Source organism: Tumebacillus avium (assembly GCF_002162355.1).
GTDB classification, from domain to species: Bacteria; Bacillota; Bacilli; order Tumebacillales; family Tumebacillaceae; genus Tumebacillus_A; species Tumebacillus_A avium.
In genome coordinates this window covers 4,527,632-4,544,384 of record NZ_CP021434.1, presented here as the reverse complement: position 1 = coordinate 4,544,384, position 16,753 = coordinate 4,527,632, and the positions used below count along the sequence as shown (strand labels likewise).

The 16,753-nt window shown below is 56.8% G+C and carries 16 protein-coding genes and 8 tRNA genes; 23 read left to right on the top strand and 1 reads right to left on the bottom strand.

The window, feature by feature from the left end; genetic code table 11:
* The first annotated feature begins 28 nt into the window (after positions 1 to 28).
* The 12 genes from CBW65_RS21010 (at position 29) to CBW65_RS20955 (ending at position 6,008) form a co-directional block, all read left to right on the top strand.
* Entirely contained in the window at positions 29 to 1,492 is a 1,464-nt protein-coding gene (locus CBW65_RS21010; RefSeq protein ID WP_087458519.1) for a methyl-accepting chemotaxis protein, read from the top strand.
* A gap of 170 nt (positions 1,493 to 1,662) precedes the next feature.
* The gene (locus tag CBW65_RS21005; RefSeq protein WP_087458518.1) at positions 1,663 to 3,864 is read left to right on the top strand and encodes a heavy metal translocating P-type ATPase; all 2,202 of its coding nucleotides are present in this window, start codon (positions 1,663 to 1,665) and stop codon (positions 3,862 to 3,864) included.
* Between the two features lie 14 nt (positions 3,865 to 3,878).
* On the top strand, positions 3,879 to 4,082 hold the full coding sequence (locus CBW65_RS21000; RefSeq protein WP_087458517.1) for a cation transporter: 204 nt from the start codon (positions 3,879 to 3,881) through the stop codon (positions 4,080 to 4,082).
* 205 nt (positions 4,083 to 4,287) lie between these two features.
* Positions 4,288 to 4,380, top strand: a tRNA-Ser gene (locus tag CBW65_RS20995).
* Between the two features lie 19 nt (positions 4,381 to 4,399).
* Positions 4,400 to 4,476 (top strand) — tRNA-Met (locus CBW65_RS20990).
* A 9-nt stretch (positions 4,477 to 4,485) separates the two neighbouring features.
* Positions 4,486 to 4,569 (top strand) — tRNA-Tyr (locus CBW65_RS20985).
* 7 nt (positions 4,570 to 4,576) lie between these two features.
* Positions 4,577 to 4,653 (top strand) — tRNA-Leu (locus CBW65_RS20980).
* A gap of 19 nt (positions 4,654 to 4,672) precedes the next feature.
* Positions 4,673 to 4,748 (top strand) — tRNA-Ala (locus tag CBW65_RS20975).
* 4 nt (positions 4,749 to 4,752) lie between these two features.
* Positions 4,753 to 4,828 (top strand) — tRNA-Asn (locus CBW65_RS20970).
* A 5-nt stretch (positions 4,829 to 4,833) separates the two neighbouring features.
* A tRNA-Thr gene (locus CBW65_RS20965) sits at positions 4,834 to 4,909 on the top strand.
* A gap of 113 nt (positions 4,910 to 5,022) precedes the next feature.
* Positions 5,023 to 5,097 (top strand) — tRNA-Gly (locus CBW65_RS20960).
* 116 nt (positions 5,098 to 5,213) lie between these two features.
* Positions 5,214 to 6,008 carry an endonuclease/exonuclease/phosphatase family protein gene (locus CBW65_RS20955; RefSeq protein ID WP_087458516.1) on the top strand — a complete coding sequence of 265 codons (795 nt, stop codon included), beginning with the start codon at positions 5,214 to 5,216 and terminating at the stop codon, positions 6,006 to 6,008.
* 82 nt (positions 6,009 to 6,090) lie between these two features.
* On the opposite strand, the gene CBW65_RS20950 is transcribed toward CBW65_RS20955, so the two are convergent.
* The gene (locus CBW65_RS20950; RefSeq protein ID WP_087458515.1) at positions 6,091 to 7,383 is read right to left on the bottom strand and encodes a helix-turn-helix domain-containing protein; all 1,293 of its coding nucleotides are present in this window, start codon (positions 7,381 to 7,383) and stop codon (positions 6,091 to 6,093) included.
* Between the two features lie 258 nt (positions 7,384 to 7,641).
* On the opposite strand from CBW65_RS20950, the gene CBW65_RS20945 reads away from it, so the two are divergent.
* The 11 genes from CBW65_RS20945 (at position 7,642) to CBW65_RS20895 (ending at position 16,683) form a co-directional block, all read left to right on the top strand.
* Positions 7,642 to 8,670: a cell wall-binding repeat-containing protein gene (locus tag CBW65_RS20945; protein ID WP_087458514.1), complete on the top strand. Its 1,029-nt coding sequence runs from the start codon at positions 7,642 to 7,644 to the stop codon at positions 8,668 to 8,670.
* A 69-nt stretch (positions 8,671 to 8,739) separates the two neighbouring features.
* On the top strand, positions 8,740 to 9,273 hold the full coding sequence (locus CBW65_RS20940) for a TlpA family protein disulfide reductase (protein ID WP_157722103.1): 534 nt from the start codon (positions 8,740 to 8,742) through the stop codon (positions 9,271 to 9,273).
* 93 nt (positions 9,274 to 9,366) lie between these two features.
* Positions 9,367 to 10,704, top strand: a complete 1,338-nt coding sequence (locus CBW65_RS20935; RefSeq protein WP_087458512.1) for an FAD-dependent oxidoreductase — start codon at positions 9,367 to 9,369, stop codon at positions 10,702 to 10,704.
* 136 nt (positions 10,705 to 10,840) lie between these two features.
* A complete protein-coding gene (gene spoIIAA, locus CBW65_RS20930) occupies positions 10,841 to 11,188 on the top strand; it encodes an anti-sigma F factor antagonist (protein WP_087458511.1) in 348 nt (115 codons plus the stop codon).
* A complete protein-coding gene (gene spoIIAB, locus CBW65_RS20925) occupies positions 11,189 to 11,626 on the top strand; it encodes an anti-sigma F factor (protein ID WP_087458510.1) in 438 nt (145 codons plus the stop codon). It begins immediately after the preceding gene.
* An 11-nt stretch (positions 11,627 to 11,637) separates the two neighbouring features.
* On the top strand, positions 11,638 to 12,387 hold the full coding sequence (gene sigF / locus CBW65_RS20920) for an RNA polymerase sporulation sigma factor SigF (protein ID WP_087458509.1): 750 nt from the start codon (positions 11,638 to 11,640) through the stop codon (positions 12,385 to 12,387).
* A gap of 313 nt (positions 12,388 to 12,700) precedes the next feature.
* Complete coding sequence (spoVAC, locus tag CBW65_RS20915) at positions 12,701 to 13,159, top strand: stage V sporulation protein AC (protein WP_087458508.1); 459 nt, start codon at positions 12,701 to 12,703, stop codon at positions 13,157 to 13,159.
* Between the two features lie 31 nt (positions 13,160 to 13,190).
* Positions 13,191 to 14,210 (top strand): stage V sporulation protein AD, encoded by a 1,020-nt coding sequence (gene spoVAD / locus CBW65_RS20910; RefSeq protein ID WP_087458507.1) that lies wholly within the window; start codon positions 13,191 to 13,193, stop codon positions 14,208 to 14,210.
* A gap of 13 nt (positions 14,211 to 14,223) precedes the next feature.
* Positions 14,224 to 14,574, top strand: coding sequence for a stage V sporulation protein AE (gene spoVAE / locus CBW65_RS20905; protein WP_087459324.1), 351 nt, complete (start codon positions 14,224 to 14,226; stop codon positions 14,572 to 14,574).
* A 38-nt stretch (positions 14,575 to 14,612) separates the two neighbouring features.
* Complete coding sequence (locus CBW65_RS20900; protein WP_087458506.1) at positions 14,613 to 15,194, top strand: stage V sporulation protein SpoVABEA; 582 nt, start codon at positions 14,613 to 14,615, stop codon at positions 15,192 to 15,194.
* The gene (locus CBW65_RS20895) at positions 15,178 to 16,683 is read left to right on the top strand and encodes a spore germination protein (protein ID WP_087458505.1); all 1,506 of its coding nucleotides are present in this window, start codon (positions 15,178 to 15,180) and stop codon (positions 16,681 to 16,683) included. Before CBW65_RS20900 ends, CBW65_RS20895 begins: the two co-directional genes overlap by 17 nt.
* Positions 16,684 to 16,753 lie beyond the last annotated feature (70 nt).

Sequence of the window (16,753 nt, the reverse complement as noted above, 5' to 3'; positions counted from 1 at the left end):
GATTGATTCATAGTGTAGGGGTGGAACTGTGACAAACGAAAAAAGACTGCAAGAGAGGCTGTTTCAGCATGACTTTTATCTGAAGTCGGTCAACCTGGCCCGTATGGGGCTATTGATGGGCTTGGGATTGTCGCTCGTTTTTGCCGCACTTGACGTATGGCTGGTGCCGGAAGTGAAAGATCAGTTTTGGTTGATCCGGTTTGCTTTGACCATTCCGCTGACCTTGCTTGCGTTCATTCTGTCGTACACGAAGTATTTTGAGCGCCTGATGCAGCCCTTGTTGCTGCTGTTCCCGACCGTGTCCGGTTTTGGCGTGGTGTACATGATGTATCTCGCGCCGCACGCATCGTTTTTGTATTATGGCATGATGATGTTGTTTATTTTCATCTACACGATGTCGCGGCTGCGTTTCCGCTATGCAAGCGTGTTGGGCACGGCGATTTTCGCCGCGTGGTTCGGCATGGCGTTTATGACCTCCACATCGACAATGAACCTTTTGACCGATGCGTTTTTCCTGTTCTCGACCAACTTTGCCGGGATGTTCACCTGCTTCATGCAGGAGAGCGAACTGCGCAAAGAGTTCACCCAGCGCGGTCTGCTCAAAGCAGAGCGCGACAAGACGGAAGAGCTCGTCGCCGACATCTCCGTGCGCAACGAGGAGCTGTCCTCTGCAACCGAAACGATGCGCTCCTTGTCCAAGAAGCTGCAGTTGACGGCAGAAGAAGTCCTGAAGGAAGCCAAGACGGTCGCTTCCTCCTCCACGCACGCTTCGGCTGCGCTGCAGGAGACGGCGGTCGGCATTCAGAACGTGGCCGGGCTGGCCCAGCAGGTCAGCGCGTATTCCTCTTCGCTGTCCGATAAGAACACCGAAGTCCAGCAGTCGGTTGACACCGGCACCGACCGGGTGCGCGAGATTCTGGATGTGACCAAGGAAGCATTGGTTACCGCCAACGACAACGCGCAGAAAGTCAAAAGCCTGCAGGACGAAACGAAAAACATCGCCCAGATCATCGACATCATCGTCAACATCTCCCAGCAGACCAACCTGCTGGCGCTCAACGCGGCGATCGAGTCGGCACGGGCGGGGGAAGCGGGCCGCGGCTTTGCCGTGGTGACCAGCGAGATCCGCTCCCTGGCCGATGAGACGGCGTCGGCGACATCGAAGATCGCGCAGATCCTCGATAAGATCCGCGATGAGTCGGATGCGGTCGCTGAGAAGTCGCACCTGCTCAAAGACACCACCGAAAAGATCCGCACGAAAGGCGAGCAGGTCTCCGAAGAATTTGACATGATCTCGACCAGCGTCTCTTCGATGAGCGAGATCGTGCGCATCGTGGAAGAAGCGGCGTCGGAGCAGTCCTCCGCAGCGGCCGAAATGTCGGTCGAAACGGATAAAGCGATCTCCGCTTCGGAAGAAGTGGTGCAGGTCGCCGAGGAACTGGAGAAGATCTCTTCGAAACTCGACGCGATGATGGAGCAGTTCAAAGCATAAGGGAAACCCGCTAAGATCGTGACGTCATGTCACAACGCGGGATACGGTACATCTTGTACGTAGGCCAAGGGGATACTCTCCTTGGCTTTTTATCTATTTTTCTGCTTGCCGCGTGTTGACAATCTCTGCATAGAAGGATATGATACATACCATAGGGGGGTATGGTTCAGATGAGCGAACAAAAAGTAACGCTGCAAGTGACCGGCATGACATGTGCGGCCTGCTCCGCCCGGATTGAAAAAGTCGTGGGCAAAATGGACGGTGTCGATGCGGCCAACGTCAACTTGACGATGGAGCGCGCGACCGTCACTTTTGACGAAGATAAATTGCAGGCGCAAGACATCATCAAACGCATCGAGAAGCTTGGTTACGGAGCCGCCCCGATGGAGGAGGAAGCCAATCCGGAGGATGGCGAGAAAGCGTGGCGACGGCAGATCGGCCTGTTTATCTTCTCCGCCGTCCTGTCGCTGCCGTTCCTGCACGGGATGCTGGCGATGATCGGCATCAACATCGCGCCCGGACTCCTGATGGAACCGTGGGTGCAGCTGATCCTGGCCACGCCGATTCAGTTTGTGGCCGGCTTCAGATTCTATGTCGGCGCCTTCAAGGCGCTGCGCAACAAAAGCGCCAACATGGACGTGCTGGTGGTGCTGGGCACATCGGCCGCCTATTTTTACTCCGTTTGGATGATGGCGCGCGGTGAACAACACGTCTACTTCGAAACGAGCGTGATCATCATCACGCTGATCCAGCTCGGCAAGATTTTCGAGCATCTCGCCAAGACGCGCACATCAGACGCGATCAAAAAGCTGATGAACCTGCAGGCGAAAACGGCGACGGTGCTGCGCGACGGTCGTGAGGTGGAAGTGAAGATCGAAGACGTCGTGCAAGGCGATGTCGTGCTGGTGCGGCCGGGCGAAAAGATTCCGGTCGACGGCACGGTGCTCGACGGCTTGTCGTCTGTCGATGAGTCGATGCTGACCGGCGAATCGATCCCGGTCGACAAAAAGCCGGGCGACGCCGTCTTTGGCGCCACGCTGAACAAAAACGGCGCGCTGCGCTTCACCGCCGACAAGGTCGGCAAAGACACGGCGCTGGCTCAGATCATCCGCGTCGTCGAAGAGGCGCAAGGCTCAAAAGCGCCGATCCAGCGCATGGCGGATGTCATCTCCGGCATTTTCGTCCCGATCGTCGTCGGCATCGCGCTCTTGACGTTCCTGATCTGGTTCTTCCTCGTCGATGCCGGCTTTAATGAGGCGCTGACGGTGGCCCTGATGAACGCAACGGCTGTGCTGGTCATCGCCTGCCCGTGCGCCTTGGGTCTCGCCACGCCGACCTCGATCATGGTTGGCACAGGCAAGGGTGCGGAAAACGGAATTCTGTTTAAAGGCGGCGAACATCTGGAGAACCTACAAAAGGTGAGCGTGATCCTGCTCGACAAGACGGGCACGATCACCAAAGGGCAGCCGGCCGTCACCGATGCGGTGCTGCTCGGCGATGCGTTCCGCTCGGAAACGGAGCTGTTGCATCTGGCCGGACGCGCCGAGAAGCATTCCGAACATCCGCTGGCGACGGCGATCGTCCGGGCGGGCATCGATGAGGAGGGCGCGCTGGACGACCCTGAGCAGTTTGAAGCGATCACCGGGCGCGGCGTGCGTGCCGTCGTAGACGGCCGTCTCCTGCTGATCGGCACCCGCCGCCTGATGTTGGAGTCGGGCATCGACTACAGCCCGGCAGAAGCGGAGCTGGAGCGTCTGGAAGGGGACGGGAAGACGGCGATGATCGTCGCGGCAGACGGAGTGGTCGCAGGTCTGATCGCTGTGGCCGACACCGTCAAAGAAACGTCCAGAGCGGCGATTGCCGAACTGAAAGCGTTGGGCCTGAAAGTGGTGATGATCACCGGTGACAACCGCAAAACCGCGCAGGCGATCGCAGCCCAAGTCGGTGTCGATGAGGTGCAGGCGGAAGTGCTGCCGGAAGACAAGGCCAACGCGGTCAAACGCTACAAGAGCGCCGGCCACGTCGTTGCGATGGTCGGGGACGGCATCAATGATGCGCCTGCCCTGGCGATGGCCGATGTCGGGATTGCGGTTGGCACCGGCGCCGATGTGGCGATCGAAGCGGCCGACGTGACCTTGATGGGGGCAGAGCTGGAAGGTGTAGCCAAAGCGGTGCGCCTGTCGCGCGCCACCATTCGCAACATCCGGCAAAATCTGTTCTGGGCGCTGGCCTACAACGTGATCGGCATCCCGATTGCCGCATCGGGTCTGCTCCTGCCGTGGGTGGCGGGTGCAGCGATGGCGTTCAGCTCGGTGTCGGTCGTCACCAATGCACTGCGGTTAAAACGCGTCAAAATTGACGCTGGACAATAAGGAGGATCACCAAGATGACTTCATTCACGTTTAATGTCAAAGGCATGTCTTGCGGACACTGCAAAAGCGCGGTGGAAGGCGCATTGAAAGAAGTCGGCGCGGTTGCGGTCGACGTCGACTTGGAGGAGGGCCGCGTGGCGGTCACCTACGATTCGGACAAATACGATCTGAACAAGATGCGTGATGCGATCGAAGACGCCGGGTACGACGTGGTGTAAACTCCAAACCTCATCCTTAGGGATGAGGTTTTTTCATGCATACGAAAAAAGTAGTGCGGACAAGATAGTGAATGATAATTGAGTTCCCTGTGCATAATTTGTCTGATTTCTGCCGAATTTGACGATTGAGTGTGGACGAGACCCGTGATATATTTAGTCATGTCGCCGCTGCTACTAGCGCGCCTGACACGAAAACTTATTAAGTGGAGAGATGTCCGAGTTTGGTCGAAGGAGCACGATTGGAAATCGTGTAGGCGCCTAAAACGTCTCGGGGGTTCGAATCCCCCTCTCTCCGCCACTTACTTTACACACATCGTGGCGGTGTAGCTCAGTTGGCTAGAGCGACCGGTTCATACCCGGTAGGTCGGGGGTTCAAGTCCCTCCGCCGCTACCATCTTCATATGGAGAGATACCAAAGTGGCCAAATGGGGCGGACTGTAAATCCGTTGCGAAAGCTTCGAAGGTTCGAATCCTTCTCTCTCCACCATTTTCTTGCCGAAGTGATGGAATTGGCATACGTGCGCGACTCAAAATCGTGATTTTGTGGGTTCGAGTCCCACCTTCGGCACCACTTGGACAACCAGTCCAGCGGGGGTATAGCTCAGTTGGTAGAGCACCTGCCTTGCAAGCAGGGGGTCAGCGGTTCGAATCCGCTTATCTCCACCATTGTTCCTCAATAGCTCAGTTGGTAGAGCGCCCGACTGTTAATCGGATGGTCACAGGTTCGAGTCCTGTTTGAGGAGCCATACACGCCTTTTTAGCTCAGTAGGTAGAGCGCATCCATGGTAAGGATGAGGTCATCGGTTCGATTCCGGTAAAAGGCACCATTTTTTAAATGTAGCCCCACTAAGAACGCGACGTCCTGTCGCAACGTGGGACGATGGTAGCCCCACTAAGAACGCGACGTCCTGTCGCAACGTGGGACGCATACATCCTGTATGCGGAAGTGGCTCAGGGGTAGAGCATCGCCTTGCCAAGGCGAGGGTCGCGGGTTCGAATCCCGTCTTCCGCTCCACAAGCAAATGAGAGGGCATCTCGCAGAGATTGCGGGGTGCCTTTTTTCAAAACTAAAATAATCTGATAATTTTAATAAATTGGACAAGTTGGTAACTTGCAGAGGGGGCTGGGGAGATGAAACGCTTTTGGAAGAAACTCACGTTGGTTGCTGTCGGGATCTTGGTGCTGTTTTCAAATAAAGTCGGTGTCGAAGGGCAGGGGACGTTTCCGAGTCAGGATCTCCACAGCGGCGCGATCTCTCTGAAAGCGGTTACCTACAACATTCATATCGGAAAAAGCGCCCAGGGCGATCTCGACCTGGAGCGGACGATCGATGAACTGAAAGAGCTGGAAGCGGACATCATCGGCCTGCAGGAGGTGGAACGTTTCTCCCCGCGCTCCGGGCTGCAAGATCAGGCCAAAGCGATCGGCGAGGCGCTGGGGCTGGAATACCGCTTTGCACCGGCGCTGAAGATCGGGCCGTTCGAATACGGCAACCTGCTGCTCTCCAAATACCCGATCGAAGCGGTCAAACAGATCCCGCTCTCCTCGGAGAAAGAAAATCGTTCCGCACTCCTCGCCACCTTAAACATCCACGGGCGGCAAGTTGCCGTGGCGGTGACGCATTTGGGCCTCAACCATGACGAGCGCATCGGACACGTAAACTTGCTGCAACAGGAATTTTCCGGCGTGGGACTGCCCTTGATCGTCATGGGGGACTTTAATACGACACCTGACAGCGATGAGCTGGGCCCTTGGACTCAGGAGCTGCAACACGTGTCCCGTGTGCCGCTGGTGACCTTGCCGGCCGCCGGCAAGCAGATCGACTCGATCCTCGTCTCCAAGGAGTTTTCAGTCGGAAATGTGTTTACCGTGCAGAGTGCAGCGTCCGATCATTACCCGCTGGTGGCACGTCTTGAATTGCCGTAATTTACTGATTATCCGAAAGTAGTCATAAAAGAACCCCTGTCTCTCATAAAGAAACAGGGGTTCAACATTTTTCGTGATCTTGTTACATGATCAGTACGCGTTCGCGCAGGTTCGACTCGACGATGCTCTGCATCTTTTGCAGAGACTCGGTCGCAGCCAGGAAGTCGCCGCGGGACTTGTAGATCTCGCCAAGCAGGGCGTAGGTCTTGGTGATTTGGCCGATCATATCGAACTGCTGGAACAGTTCGATCGCTTTTTCAGCGAACTCGATCGCAGAGTCAAACTCTTCCAAGCCCAGTTCTACTTCCGCCAAGGTGCGGAACACGAAAGCGGTCTCGCGGATGCCCGGCTCGAGCAGTTCCAACGCTTGCTTGCAGTGTGATTCTGCATCTTTGAAGCGGCTTTCCTTCAGGAGCAGACGCGCGATCTCGCTGTTCACGTTGGCGTTGTCGAAGTCGTTGCCGTGCTTGGAGAAGCCTTCCATGCATTCTTCCAGCAGCGCCAGCGCATCTTCCACTCGACCTTCGTCGCCTTTGATCATCGCGAGGTTGACTTTGCAGTCGTAAGAAGCTTTAATCAAGTTCAAAGACTTGAAAATTGCAATCGCATCTTGTGTATGTTCAACGGCTTTTTTGTAGTTTTTCAACTCTTTATTTGCGTGTCCCAAACCGTTGTAAGTTTCCCCAATTAATTTTAGGTAATTAGTACCTTGCAGCAGGTGGTAGGATTCGGTGTAATATTTAAGTGCATCGTTATACTCACCGAGTTTCAAGTTAACCATCCCGAGGTTGGTGATGACGAATGCTTTCGTCGACACGTCGATGCCCTCGGTGCGGGACAGCACCTGGTACGCTTTCTTCCAGTGGAATTGAGCGAGCAGCAGGTTTTCTTTGCGCAGTTGGATCACGCCCAGCTTGTTCAGCGCAAGCACTGCGATGTTGTGTTCGCCGGAGCGGATCGCGCTGTCCAGAACGTCTTCAAAGAGTTCGGTTGCACGTTCAAACTGCTCCACATGCAGGTAGCAGTTTGCCAGGTCGAACGATATGTTGGTCAGCTGCAGGTGCGGCGCCGGATTGTCGAGGAGTTCTTCAAGCAGCGAGATTGCTTTGTCGTATTCCACCGATTCCATGTACGCTTTGGCCAGCTTGTAAGTGCTCGTTTGTTCGAGCTTGGTTTGCATGTCAGACAAGAAGTAGTCCACCGAAGTCTCAAGCTTTTCTGCGATGGCGCAGAGCAATTTATGAGATGGATTGGCTTTGTCCGCTTCGATCTGCGAAATCATACTCGGGGTGACCATGCCGGAGCCAAGGTCACTTTGAGTGAGACCCTTCATGATTCGAAGTTCTTTGATTTTTTGTCCTAAAGATGTAGGCATTTGGGTTCCCTCCCACCCTAAAGCTAAATTAATCTTTATTTTCCTCTTTATTGTACTACAGCGTACAAAAGAAAGGAATACCGCTGAAGTCAATTCGTGAAAGAAAATCACGACTTAAATGTTATACAGCTTATACATATTTCCTGAACAATATACCATCTGCAACGTTAACTGTCTAGTCAATAGTCCCAAATTCACTGCATAAATTGTGAATAGAATGTGTAACGACGAACCGACTGCCCGGAAAGGGGGCTTCTGGTGAACGAACGTTGGCATCCTATTTTACAACAAGTTTCGACAACTTTCACCACACGCATCTTGTGCAACGATCCGGTCAGCGCGGCGATTGGCATCGCCCAAACCGTTTTTCCGGCCAGGCGGCCCAACGCCGTGCTGCTCGCGCGTCCCGATTCCTACCCGTTGGCGCTCGCCGCCGCACGTCTTTTGCACCGCCCGTTCGATGCGGTCCTGCTCTATACGGAAGGGGAGCAGTTGGAAGAGAGCGTGTCCCGCGAACTGATCCGCCTGTCGCCGCAGGGCAAGGGGTTGCCTGGACAGGTGATCGTGCTGGGCGCGATGCATGCAAACGTTTTGCACCAGCTCGCGGAGCTCGGCTTTTCGGCGGCGCATCTGATCGGACATGACCAATGGGACACGGTGGGCAAGATCGCCGCGTTTGAACCGCTCACCGGCAGCGGCCATGCTTTGCTGGTGTCTGCCGATCCGCTGGGCGGCGGGATTGCTGCCGGAAGCTTCGCCGCAGCGACCGGGGCGCCGGTCCTCTTTGCATCGGAGCGGGGTCTGTCCGATATGGCGATCCGTTTTTTGCGCAGCCACCCTCGTCAGAAGCTGATCGTCGCCGCACCAGAATCTTACCTGCCGCCGACGCTTGGCAGCGAGGTGCGGAAGCTGGGTTCGAAGATCGAAGCGTGGATCGGCGGCCGGGACGGCTACGAGACATCGGTGGAGCTGGCAAAGCTGCGCAAAGGCAAGGTCAAGTTTGGATTTGGCAGAAAGGAACAGAGCGGCCGGGGACTGGCGCTGGTGCCGGCCGATCAGTGGGCGTTTGGCGCGGCGGCGGCCGCCTTGTCCAACCGGGGTCGGGAGATCCCGCTGCTTTTGACCCGCCAGGACCGGCTGCCGGCTGCAGTTGGCGAGTTTTTGCTGGAGCTGCAGGGGCGGTCGGGCGGCGTCAGGCCGCATGGGTTTGTGGTCGGCAGTTATGAAGTAATCTCGCAGCCGGTGCAGATCTTGCTGCATCGCGCCCTCGCCAGGGACGGCAGCTGAAGTCGGTGCGTTTTCTTCCTTTTGTTTGGGCATCCTGTTCCTGAGAAGACTGGAAAGGAGCGGATGCATGTGACGAAAGGTGGGAAGCGCACCTTTTTGCTGCTGAGTCTGCTGTCACTGCTGTGGGTGACAGGCGTTCCGGTAACGGCAGGAGCGGAGGAAGCGCAAGCGGCGATCGGGATCAAAGCCGGGCAATACGCGCCCGATTTTGAACTGGTCGATTATCAAGGAAACAAACACAAGCTGAGCGAGTTTCGCGGCAAGCCGGTGCTGCTCAATTTCTGGGCGTCGTGGTGTACCCCGTGCCGGATGGAGATGGAAGATCTCGCCGATTCGGCGGAGTTGTATCACGACAAGGTGCAGTTCTTTGGTGTAAACCTTGCCGATCAGGATTCGCCGTCCGTATCGGAAGCGTTTTTGAAAAAGTTTCGGGTCGAGTTCCCGAACGTGCTGGATGAGGAAGGCAAAGTCGCCGACAAATATCATGTGCTGGTCATCCCGACCTCCTTTTTGATCGACAGCGAAGGCAAGGTCGTGCAGATGGTGCAAGGACCACTCTTTAATGAAGAGATTGACAAACTGTTCAAAAAAGTCCTGAACTAGTTTTGTGCAAAAAAGAAACGGTTCATCGTTTATTCATGCTATCCTGTGGCTAAAATGGTAATTCGTAATGCCATGACAGGGAGCGTGACAACGATGGACCGTTTTGTCGTGATCGGCGGAGATGCCGCCGGAATGAGCGCCGCCATGCAGATCAGGCGGACTCATCCGAATGCCGGCATCACCATATTTGAAAAAGGAACAACGTACTCCTATGCCCAGTGCGGGCTGCCGTATTATATTGGCGGCTACATCCCGTCGGCTGAAAAGCTGATTGCACGCACGCGCGAGGCGTTTCAAGAAAAATACAACATGAACGCAACGATCCTCCACGAAGCGGTGGCGATCGACCCCAAGGGGCAGACGGTGACCGTCCGCGACTTGCAGCAAGGAACGGAGACGGAGCACCCCTATGACAAACTGCTGATCGCCACCGGCGGCCGCGCTGTGCTGCCCGACTGGGACGGCGCGCAACTGGAAGGCGTCTTTGCGCTAAAAACGCTGGCCGACGCCGAGCGCATCATCGCGTATGCGCAACAAAACAGCGTGCAGCAGGCGGTCGTCATCGGCGGCGGCTACATCGGTTTGGAAATGGCAGAAGCTTTCCATGCTTTAGGCAAAACAGTGCGCGTCATCAATCGCGGCAATCAGGTCGCCGGACCGTGGGACAAAGAGCTGGCCGACCTCTTGAGCGAAGAGATGCAGCAAAAGGGCGTCACCGTCAATCTGGAGGAAGAGATCGCCGGAATAACCGGCGCAGACGGACGGGTGACCGCCGTGCAGACGAAAACGGCATCGTATCCGGCCGACCTCGTGCTGGTCGCCGTCGGCATCGTCCCCAACTCTGAGCTGGCCAAAGCGGCCGGACTGACGCTTTCGGTGCGTGATGCGATCCACGTCAACTCGAAAATGGAGACCAGCCACCCGAACATCTGGGCAGCGGGGGACGCGGCGACTCAGTATCACCGCGTGAAAAAACGCGACGACTACATCCCGCTTGGCACCCATGCCAACAAGATGGGCCGCATCGCGGGCAAGCAGATGGCAGCAGGCGTTGGCGAGTTCCAAGGGGTGCTCGGCACGGCGATCTTAAAAGTGTTTGATCTGACCGCCGCCCGCACCGGACTGTCAGCAGCGGAAGCCGTGCAGGAGAAGATTCCGCACAAGACGGTGACGTTAAAAACGCTGCATCATGCCGGGTATTATCCTGACGCTCTGCCCTTGCACGTCAAGCTGATTGTGCGCGAAAGTGACGGCTTGCTGCTTGGCGCGCAGGCGGTGGGACGCGCGGGGGCAGACAAGCGCATCGACGTGCTGGCAACCGCCTTGTGGAACGGGATGACAGCAGATGATCTGCTCGACCTCGATCTGGCCTATGCACCGCCGCATAATGCGGTCTGGGACCCGGTGCAACAGGCGGCGAGACGCTTGTAAGTGCTCGATCGTCTTGCGAATTTTGACGGCTTTTCGGGATTGAACAGACGTTTTGTCGAGGGGCAGGAATCCTTTTCTTCACAGTAGAAATAGGGGGACAAGACAGCAATTTTTTCCTCAAGGAGGCAGGACGACAATGTTGCAAATCTCCACAGACGTTCGCGGCGATACGCTGATTGTGAGGCTCTCGGGTGAACTTGACCATCATACAGCGGAAATGGTGCGCAACCAGGTAGAAGCGGAATTGGACCGCGGCTTGACCGAGCACCTCGTGTTGAATTTAGAAGACTTGAGCTTTATGGACTCTTCCGGCCTCGGTGTGATCCTCGGCCGTTACAAGCGCGTGACACAAGCGGGCGGGCGCATGGCGCTCTGCTCGGTGAACGATCAGTTGAAAAAGTTGTTCGAACTTTCGGGGATGCTGAAGATTTTGCGGATCTACCCGAGCGAAACGCAGGCACTTGCTGAGACGGGGGTGGCGTAAATGGATAATTTCATGGAGCTGAAATTCGCCTCGCGCTCGCAAAATGAATCGTTTGCCCGCGTCTCGGTCGCCGCGTTTATCTCGCAGCTCGACCCGACGCTTGAGGAATTGACGGAGATCAAAACGGTTGTCTCGGAAGCGGTGACCAATGCGATCATCCACGGGTATGAAGAGCAGGACGGCCAGGTGCTGATCACTTGCGCCATCGTCGACGGCACGATCGAACTGGTGATCGAAGACAACGGCCGCGGCATCGAAGACGTGGAAGAAGCGCGCCAGCCGCTGTTCACCTCCAAGCCGGAACTGGAGCGCTCCGGCATGGGCTTTACGATCATGGAGAACTTTATGGATGCGATTGAAGTGACGAGCAGACCCGGAGTGGGCACCCGTGTTCGGCTGGTCAAACGTCTGAATAGCCACTCTGTTGCGAACCACTAGGGGGATGCAGGATGGCAATTGAAAAAACTGCCCCGCATCAAAAGTATTCGGACGAACAGGTCAAAGGCCTGATCGCGTCCTCCCAAGCCGGCGATGACAGTGCCCGCGAGTCGCTGATCGTCTCCAACCAGCGGCTGGTCTGGTCGGTGGTCCAGCGCTTTCTCAACCGCGGCTATGAAGCGGACGATCTCTTTCAGATCGGCTGCATCGGGCTGATGAAAGCGATCGACAAGTTCGATCTCTCCTACGATGTGCGATTCTCCACCTATGCGGTGCCGATGATCATCGGCGAGATCCAGCGCTTCCTGCGCGACGACTCGACGGTGAAAGTTTCCCGCTCGCTGAAGGAAACGGCACGGCAAGTGCGCCGCACCCGCGACGAGCTGGCCAAAAAGCTGGGCCGGCAGCCGCATATCAACGAAGTCGCGCAGGCGATGGGCATGGAACCGACCGAAGTGGTGTTTGCGCTGGAATCGATGCGCCAGCCGGCTTCGATCCACGAGACCGTCTTTGAAAATGACGGCGATCCGATCTACCTGATGGATCAGATCTCCGACGAGACGCAAAACAAGTGGTTCGACAAACTGGCGCTGCATGACGCGCTGTCCCGGTTGCCCGAACGGGAGCGTTTGATCGTCTTTATGAGGTTCTTCCGGGACAAAACACAAGCGGAAGTCGCCGAAGTGCTCGGCATCTCGCAAGTGCAGGTCTCGCGCCTTGAAAAGAAGATTTTACAGATAATTCGCGACCAGCTCGGTTAAGTTCTCCCATTCTGCTCCATACTACCGAAAGAAGCGTATGCGAGGTGATGGTGGATGGAGGAGAGAGGTACAACGACAAAGCGCCGAGTGGTCTGGGTAGCGGTTCTGCTGGCTCTTCTCGCCGTCAGCGCGGGAGGATATGTCTGGTGGGAACAAACAGCCGTCAAATATGACCGGATCACAAACGCCAAACGAGTGTAAGCAAGCAGGCACCTTTTCCAAAAGGTGCCTGCTTTTTTCTTTCATAGCACAGCCTTTGCCTTGGAAAGATAGGATTACGACAGGTGTGCAAGTGACAAGGGAGGCATGCGCCATGAAGCAGGGACCCAAGGCGAAGGCAGATTATAAAAAGCTGACCCAGAAGCATGTGCCGAAACGTCCTGTGTTCGCGAACACAATCCGGGCATTTCTCGTCGGCGGAGCGATCTGTTTGCTCGGGCAGTTTGTGCAGAATTTTTTCATGACCTATTTTGATTTTGACCAAAAGACGGCGGGCAACCCGACGGTGGCGGTGATGGTGTTCATCGCTGTGCTGCTCACCGGACTGGGCGTCTACGACCGCATCGGGCAGTGGGCCGGAGCAGGTTCGGCTGTGCCGGTCACCGGTTTTGCCAATGCGATGTCGGCGGCTGCGATCGAACACCGCAGCGAAGGCTTCGTGCTTGGCGTAGGCGGCCAGATGTTTAAAGTCGCCGGGCCGGTGATCGTGTTTGGCACGGTGGCCGCGTTTGTTGTCGCGCTGATCAAGCAGATCTTCAAAATGGTGATGTAATCAGACTGAATCCGGGAGGTGGACAGGAGCGATGGGGTTGATCGGGAAGCAGACGTGGGAGTTCAAGTCAAAGCCGGTGCTGGTCGCAAGCGGCGCGGTGGCGGGTCCCAAAGAAGGGGAAGGGCCGCTGGGCCAGGAGTTTGATGCGGTGCATCCGGATGCGTACGTCGGGCAGGAGTCTTGGGAAAAAGCGGAGCGCCGCCTGTTTGAAGAAGCCTGCGAGACGGCAATGAAAAAAGCGAACTTGCAAGCGGAGCAGATCGACGTGCTGTACGCGGGCGACCTGCTCAATCAGATCGTGACGGCCAACTTCGGAGCGCGGACGCTGGGCACACCGTTTCTCGGACTGTTTGGCGCCTGCTCGACCTCGATGGAGTCGCTGGCGCTGGCGGCGATGACGGTGGACGGAGGGTATGCCACCTATGCGCTGGCGGCGACCGCTTCACACAACTCGACGGCGGAGCGGCAGTTCCGCTACCCGACCGAATACGGCGGGCAGAAGCCGCCGACCGCGCAGTGCACGGTGACCGGTTCGGGGGCGGCGATCGTCGGGCGTGAAGGCAACGGACCGCGCATTACCCATGCGACGATCGGCAAGGTGGTCGATCTCGGGGTCAAGTCGCCGTTTGAGATGGGGCCGGCGATGGCGCCTGCTGCGGTCGATACGATCGCGCGGCATTTTAAAGACACCGGACGCACGCCGGACGATTACGACCTGATCGTCACCGGCGACCTGGCACGGGTCGGGCACAAGATCGCCGAAGAGCTGTTCGAGAAAGAAGAAGGCCTGTTTCTTGGCGACAAATTTAAAGACTGCGGCATCCTGATCTTCGATCCGGATCAGGCGGAAGTCTTTGCCGGCGGGTCCGGCTGCGCTTGCTGCGCGGTCGTCACCTACGGTCATCTGCTCAAGCGCATGGAGCGCGGGGAATTGAACCGCATCCTCGTCTGCGCCACCGGGGCGCTGCTCTCTCCACTCTCCACACAGCAGGGGGAATCGATCCCTTGCGTGGCGCACGCGGTGGTCATCGAAAGGGGAGAGTGGGTCTAGCATGGAGATCGATATGACATTTGTGTGGGCGTTTGTTGTAGGCGGCCTGATCTGTGTGATCGGCCAGTTGATGATGGATTTGACCAATCTGACACCGGCGCACGTGATGACCTTACTGGTGGTGTTTGGGGCGATCCTCGACGGGCTGGGCTTGTACGAGCCCTTGATCAAATTCGCCGGGGCCGGGGCTTCGATTCCGATCACGTCATTTGGCAACGCGCTGGTGCACGGGGCGATGGCCGAAGCGGAAAAAAACGGGATCGTCGGCATTATCACCGGGATCTTCGAAGTGACATCGGCCGGCATTTCCGCCGCGATCGTGTTTTCCTTTTTCGCGGCGCTGCTGTTCCGGCCGAAGGGATAATACCGTTCTGACAATCTGACCGAAGGGGTGACGGATCAATGGGGAAGCGCAAAGTCATTTTGATCACAGATGGAGATCAGGTCGCAAGAAAAGCGGTCGAAAAAGTGGCGGCTGAAGTGGGATGCCGCGTCATCTCCCGTTCATCCGGCAACCCGAGCCCGCTGAACGGTCAGCAGTTGGTGCGGCTGATCGAACATGCCAAACATGATCCGGTGCTCGTGATGTTTGATGATAACGGCAGCGGCGACTACGGCTATGGCGAACGGGCGCTGGAATATGTCAGCAACCACCCGAACATCGAAGTGCTGGGGGCGATCGCCGTCGCTTCGAACACGCCGATGGTCGACGGGGTGCATGTCGACTTTTCGATCGACCAGAACTGCCGGATGATCGAAGACGCGGTCGACAAAGACGGCCTGCCTGCGCACAGCGGCGACATGGTGCTCTACGGCGACACGGTCGACGTGCTGTCAGACGTCGATGTGCCGATGATCGTTGGCGTCGGCGACATCGGCAAGATGCAGGGCAGAGACCATTTTGCCAAAGGCGCGCCGATCACCAAAGCTGCGATCCTAGAAATTCTGAAACGGAGTGGATTTGACCATGCCGCGGATCATTGAGAAAACGGATATTCCGCCGGCCGACCAGGATCTAAATCTGGACAAACGGCTGGACAGCAACCTGAAATTTTTTGACACAGTGCTTGGCATCGGGGAGAGCTTTGACATGATCAAGCGCCCGATGTCGTTTGCCGGGCATGATTTTTGCCTGCTGTATATCAATGGATTTGTGAAAGACGCGATTCTCGACGATGTGCTGCGGCTGCTCGCGCAATTAAAGCGCGAGCAACTGGCGGTCGACACGATCGAGAAGCTGGCCGGGACGTATCTGGCCCACACGCAGGTCGAGAAGCAGACCAAAACCAATGAAATTGTCACGGCGATCTTGTCCGGCCAGACGGCGATCTTGGTTGACGGGTTCGATACAGCGTTGCTGATCGACGCGCGCAGCTATCCGGCCCGCACGCCGGCCGAGCCGGAGCTGGAGCGGGTCGTGCGCGGCTCGCGTGACGGATTTGTGGAGACGCTGGTGCAAAACACGGTGCTCACACGGCGGAGAATCCGTGACCCGAGACTTCGCATGGAGACGATGAAGATCGGCAAACGCTCGAAGACGGACGTCTGCGTAGCGTACCTGCAGGACGTGGCGGATGACGCGCTGGTCGACGAGATCAAAAACCGCTTGCAGCAAATCGACGTCGACGGTCTGCCGATGGCGGAAAAATCGGTCGAGGAGTGGCTGACCAAGCGCAACAACTGGAACCCCTACCCGATCGTCCGCTATACGGAGCGTCCGGACGTTGCGGCGATGCACATTCTCGAAGGGCATGTGCTGATCTATGTGGACACCTCGCCAAGCGTGATGATCACGCCGACGACAATTTTTCACCACGTGCAGCATGCCGAAGAGTTTCGCGAAAATCCGGCGGTTGGCGCCTATGTGCGCTGGGTGCGGTTCCTGGGGATTTTGGCATCCTTGTTCCTGATTCCGCTCTGGGTGCTGTTTACGCTGATCCACCGCGAATGGCTGCCGCTGCCTTTGGAGTTCCTCGGGCCGGATGAAGTCGGGGCGATCCCGATCATCCTGCAGTTCCTGCTGGCCGATGTCGGGATCGACATGATGCGGATGGCCGCCATTCACACGCCATCACCACTGGCGACCGCGATGGGCTTGATCGCGGCGGTGCTGATCGGCGACATCGCCGTCAAAGTCGGTCTGTTTTCACCCGAATCAATCTTGTATCTGGCGGTGGCGGCGATCGGGATGTTTGCCACACCAAGCTATGAACTGTCGATGGCCAACCGCCTGACTCGGATGTTTTTCATCTTGGCGGTGGCGTTTCTGGACTGGTACGGGCTGGTGGCGGCGGTCGCCTTGTGGTTTATTTTGCTCGCCCGCACCAAGTCGATCTCTCGGCCGTACCTCTGGCCTTTGTTCCCGCTGAACTTTAAGGCGCTTTGGGAGATCATCGTCCGCACGCCGATGCAATACAAGAACCAGCGTCCGGCGATCGTTCGGCCGAAGGACAAAGATAGGCAGCCGAACTAGGGACAACTATCCTTGCAACCAAAGAACAATACTGCTATAATCGAATATAATTAAATACGACGACACCTCA

Excerpts from the sequence above, each read along its gene's own strand:
- sigF (WP_087458509.1), top strand. The coding sequence starts at position 11,638 with ATGGCAATTGAAAAAACTGCCCCGCATCAAAAGTATTCGGACGAACAG.
- CBW65_RS20895 (WP_087458505.1), top strand. The coding sequence starts at position 15,178 with ATGCCGCGGATCATTGAGAAAACGGATATTCCGCCGGCCGACCAGGAT.
- CBW65_RS20955 (WP_087458516.1), top strand. The coding sequence starts at position 5,214 with ATGAAACGCTTTTGGAAGAAACTCACGTTGGTTGCTGTCGGGATCTTG.
- CBW65_RS21000 (WP_087458517.1), top strand. The coding sequence starts at position 3,879 with ATGACTTCATTCACGTTTAATGTCAAAGGCATGTCTTGCGGACACTGC.
- CBW65_RS20935 (WP_087458512.1), top strand. The coding sequence starts at position 9,367 with ATGGACCGTTTTGTCGTGATCGGCGGAGATGCCGCCGGAATGAGCGCC.
- spoVAD (WP_087458507.1), top strand. The coding sequence starts at position 13,191 with ATGGGGTTGATCGGGAAGCAGACGTGGGAGTTCAAGTCAAAGCCGGTG.
- spoVAC (WP_087458508.1), top strand. The coding sequence starts at position 12,701 with ATGAAGCAGGGACCCAAGGCGAAGGCAGATTATAAAAAGCTGACCCAG.
- CBW65_RS21005 (WP_087458518.1), top strand. The coding sequence starts at position 1,663 with ATGAGCGAACAAAAAGTAACGCTGCAAGTGACCGGCATGACATGTGCG.
- spoVAE (WP_087459324.1), top strand. The coding sequence starts at position 14,224 with ATGACATTTGTGTGGGCGTTTGTTGTAGGCGGCCTGATCTGTGTGATC.
- spoIIAB (WP_087458510.1), top strand. The coding sequence starts at position 11,189 with ATGGATAATTTCATGGAGCTGAAATTCGCCTCGCGCTCGCAAAATGAA.
- CBW65_RS20950 (WP_087458515.1), bottom strand. The coding sequence starts at position 7,383 with ATGCCTACATCTTTAGGACAAAAAATCAAAGAACTTCGAATCATGAAG.
- spoIIAA (WP_087458511.1), top strand. The coding sequence starts at position 10,841 with ATGTTGCAAATCTCCACAGACGTTCGCGGCGATACGCTGATTGTGAGG.
- CBW65_RS20900 (WP_087458506.1), top strand. The coding sequence starts at position 14,613 with ATGGGGAAGCGCAAAGTCATTTTGATCACAGATGGAGATCAGGTCGCA.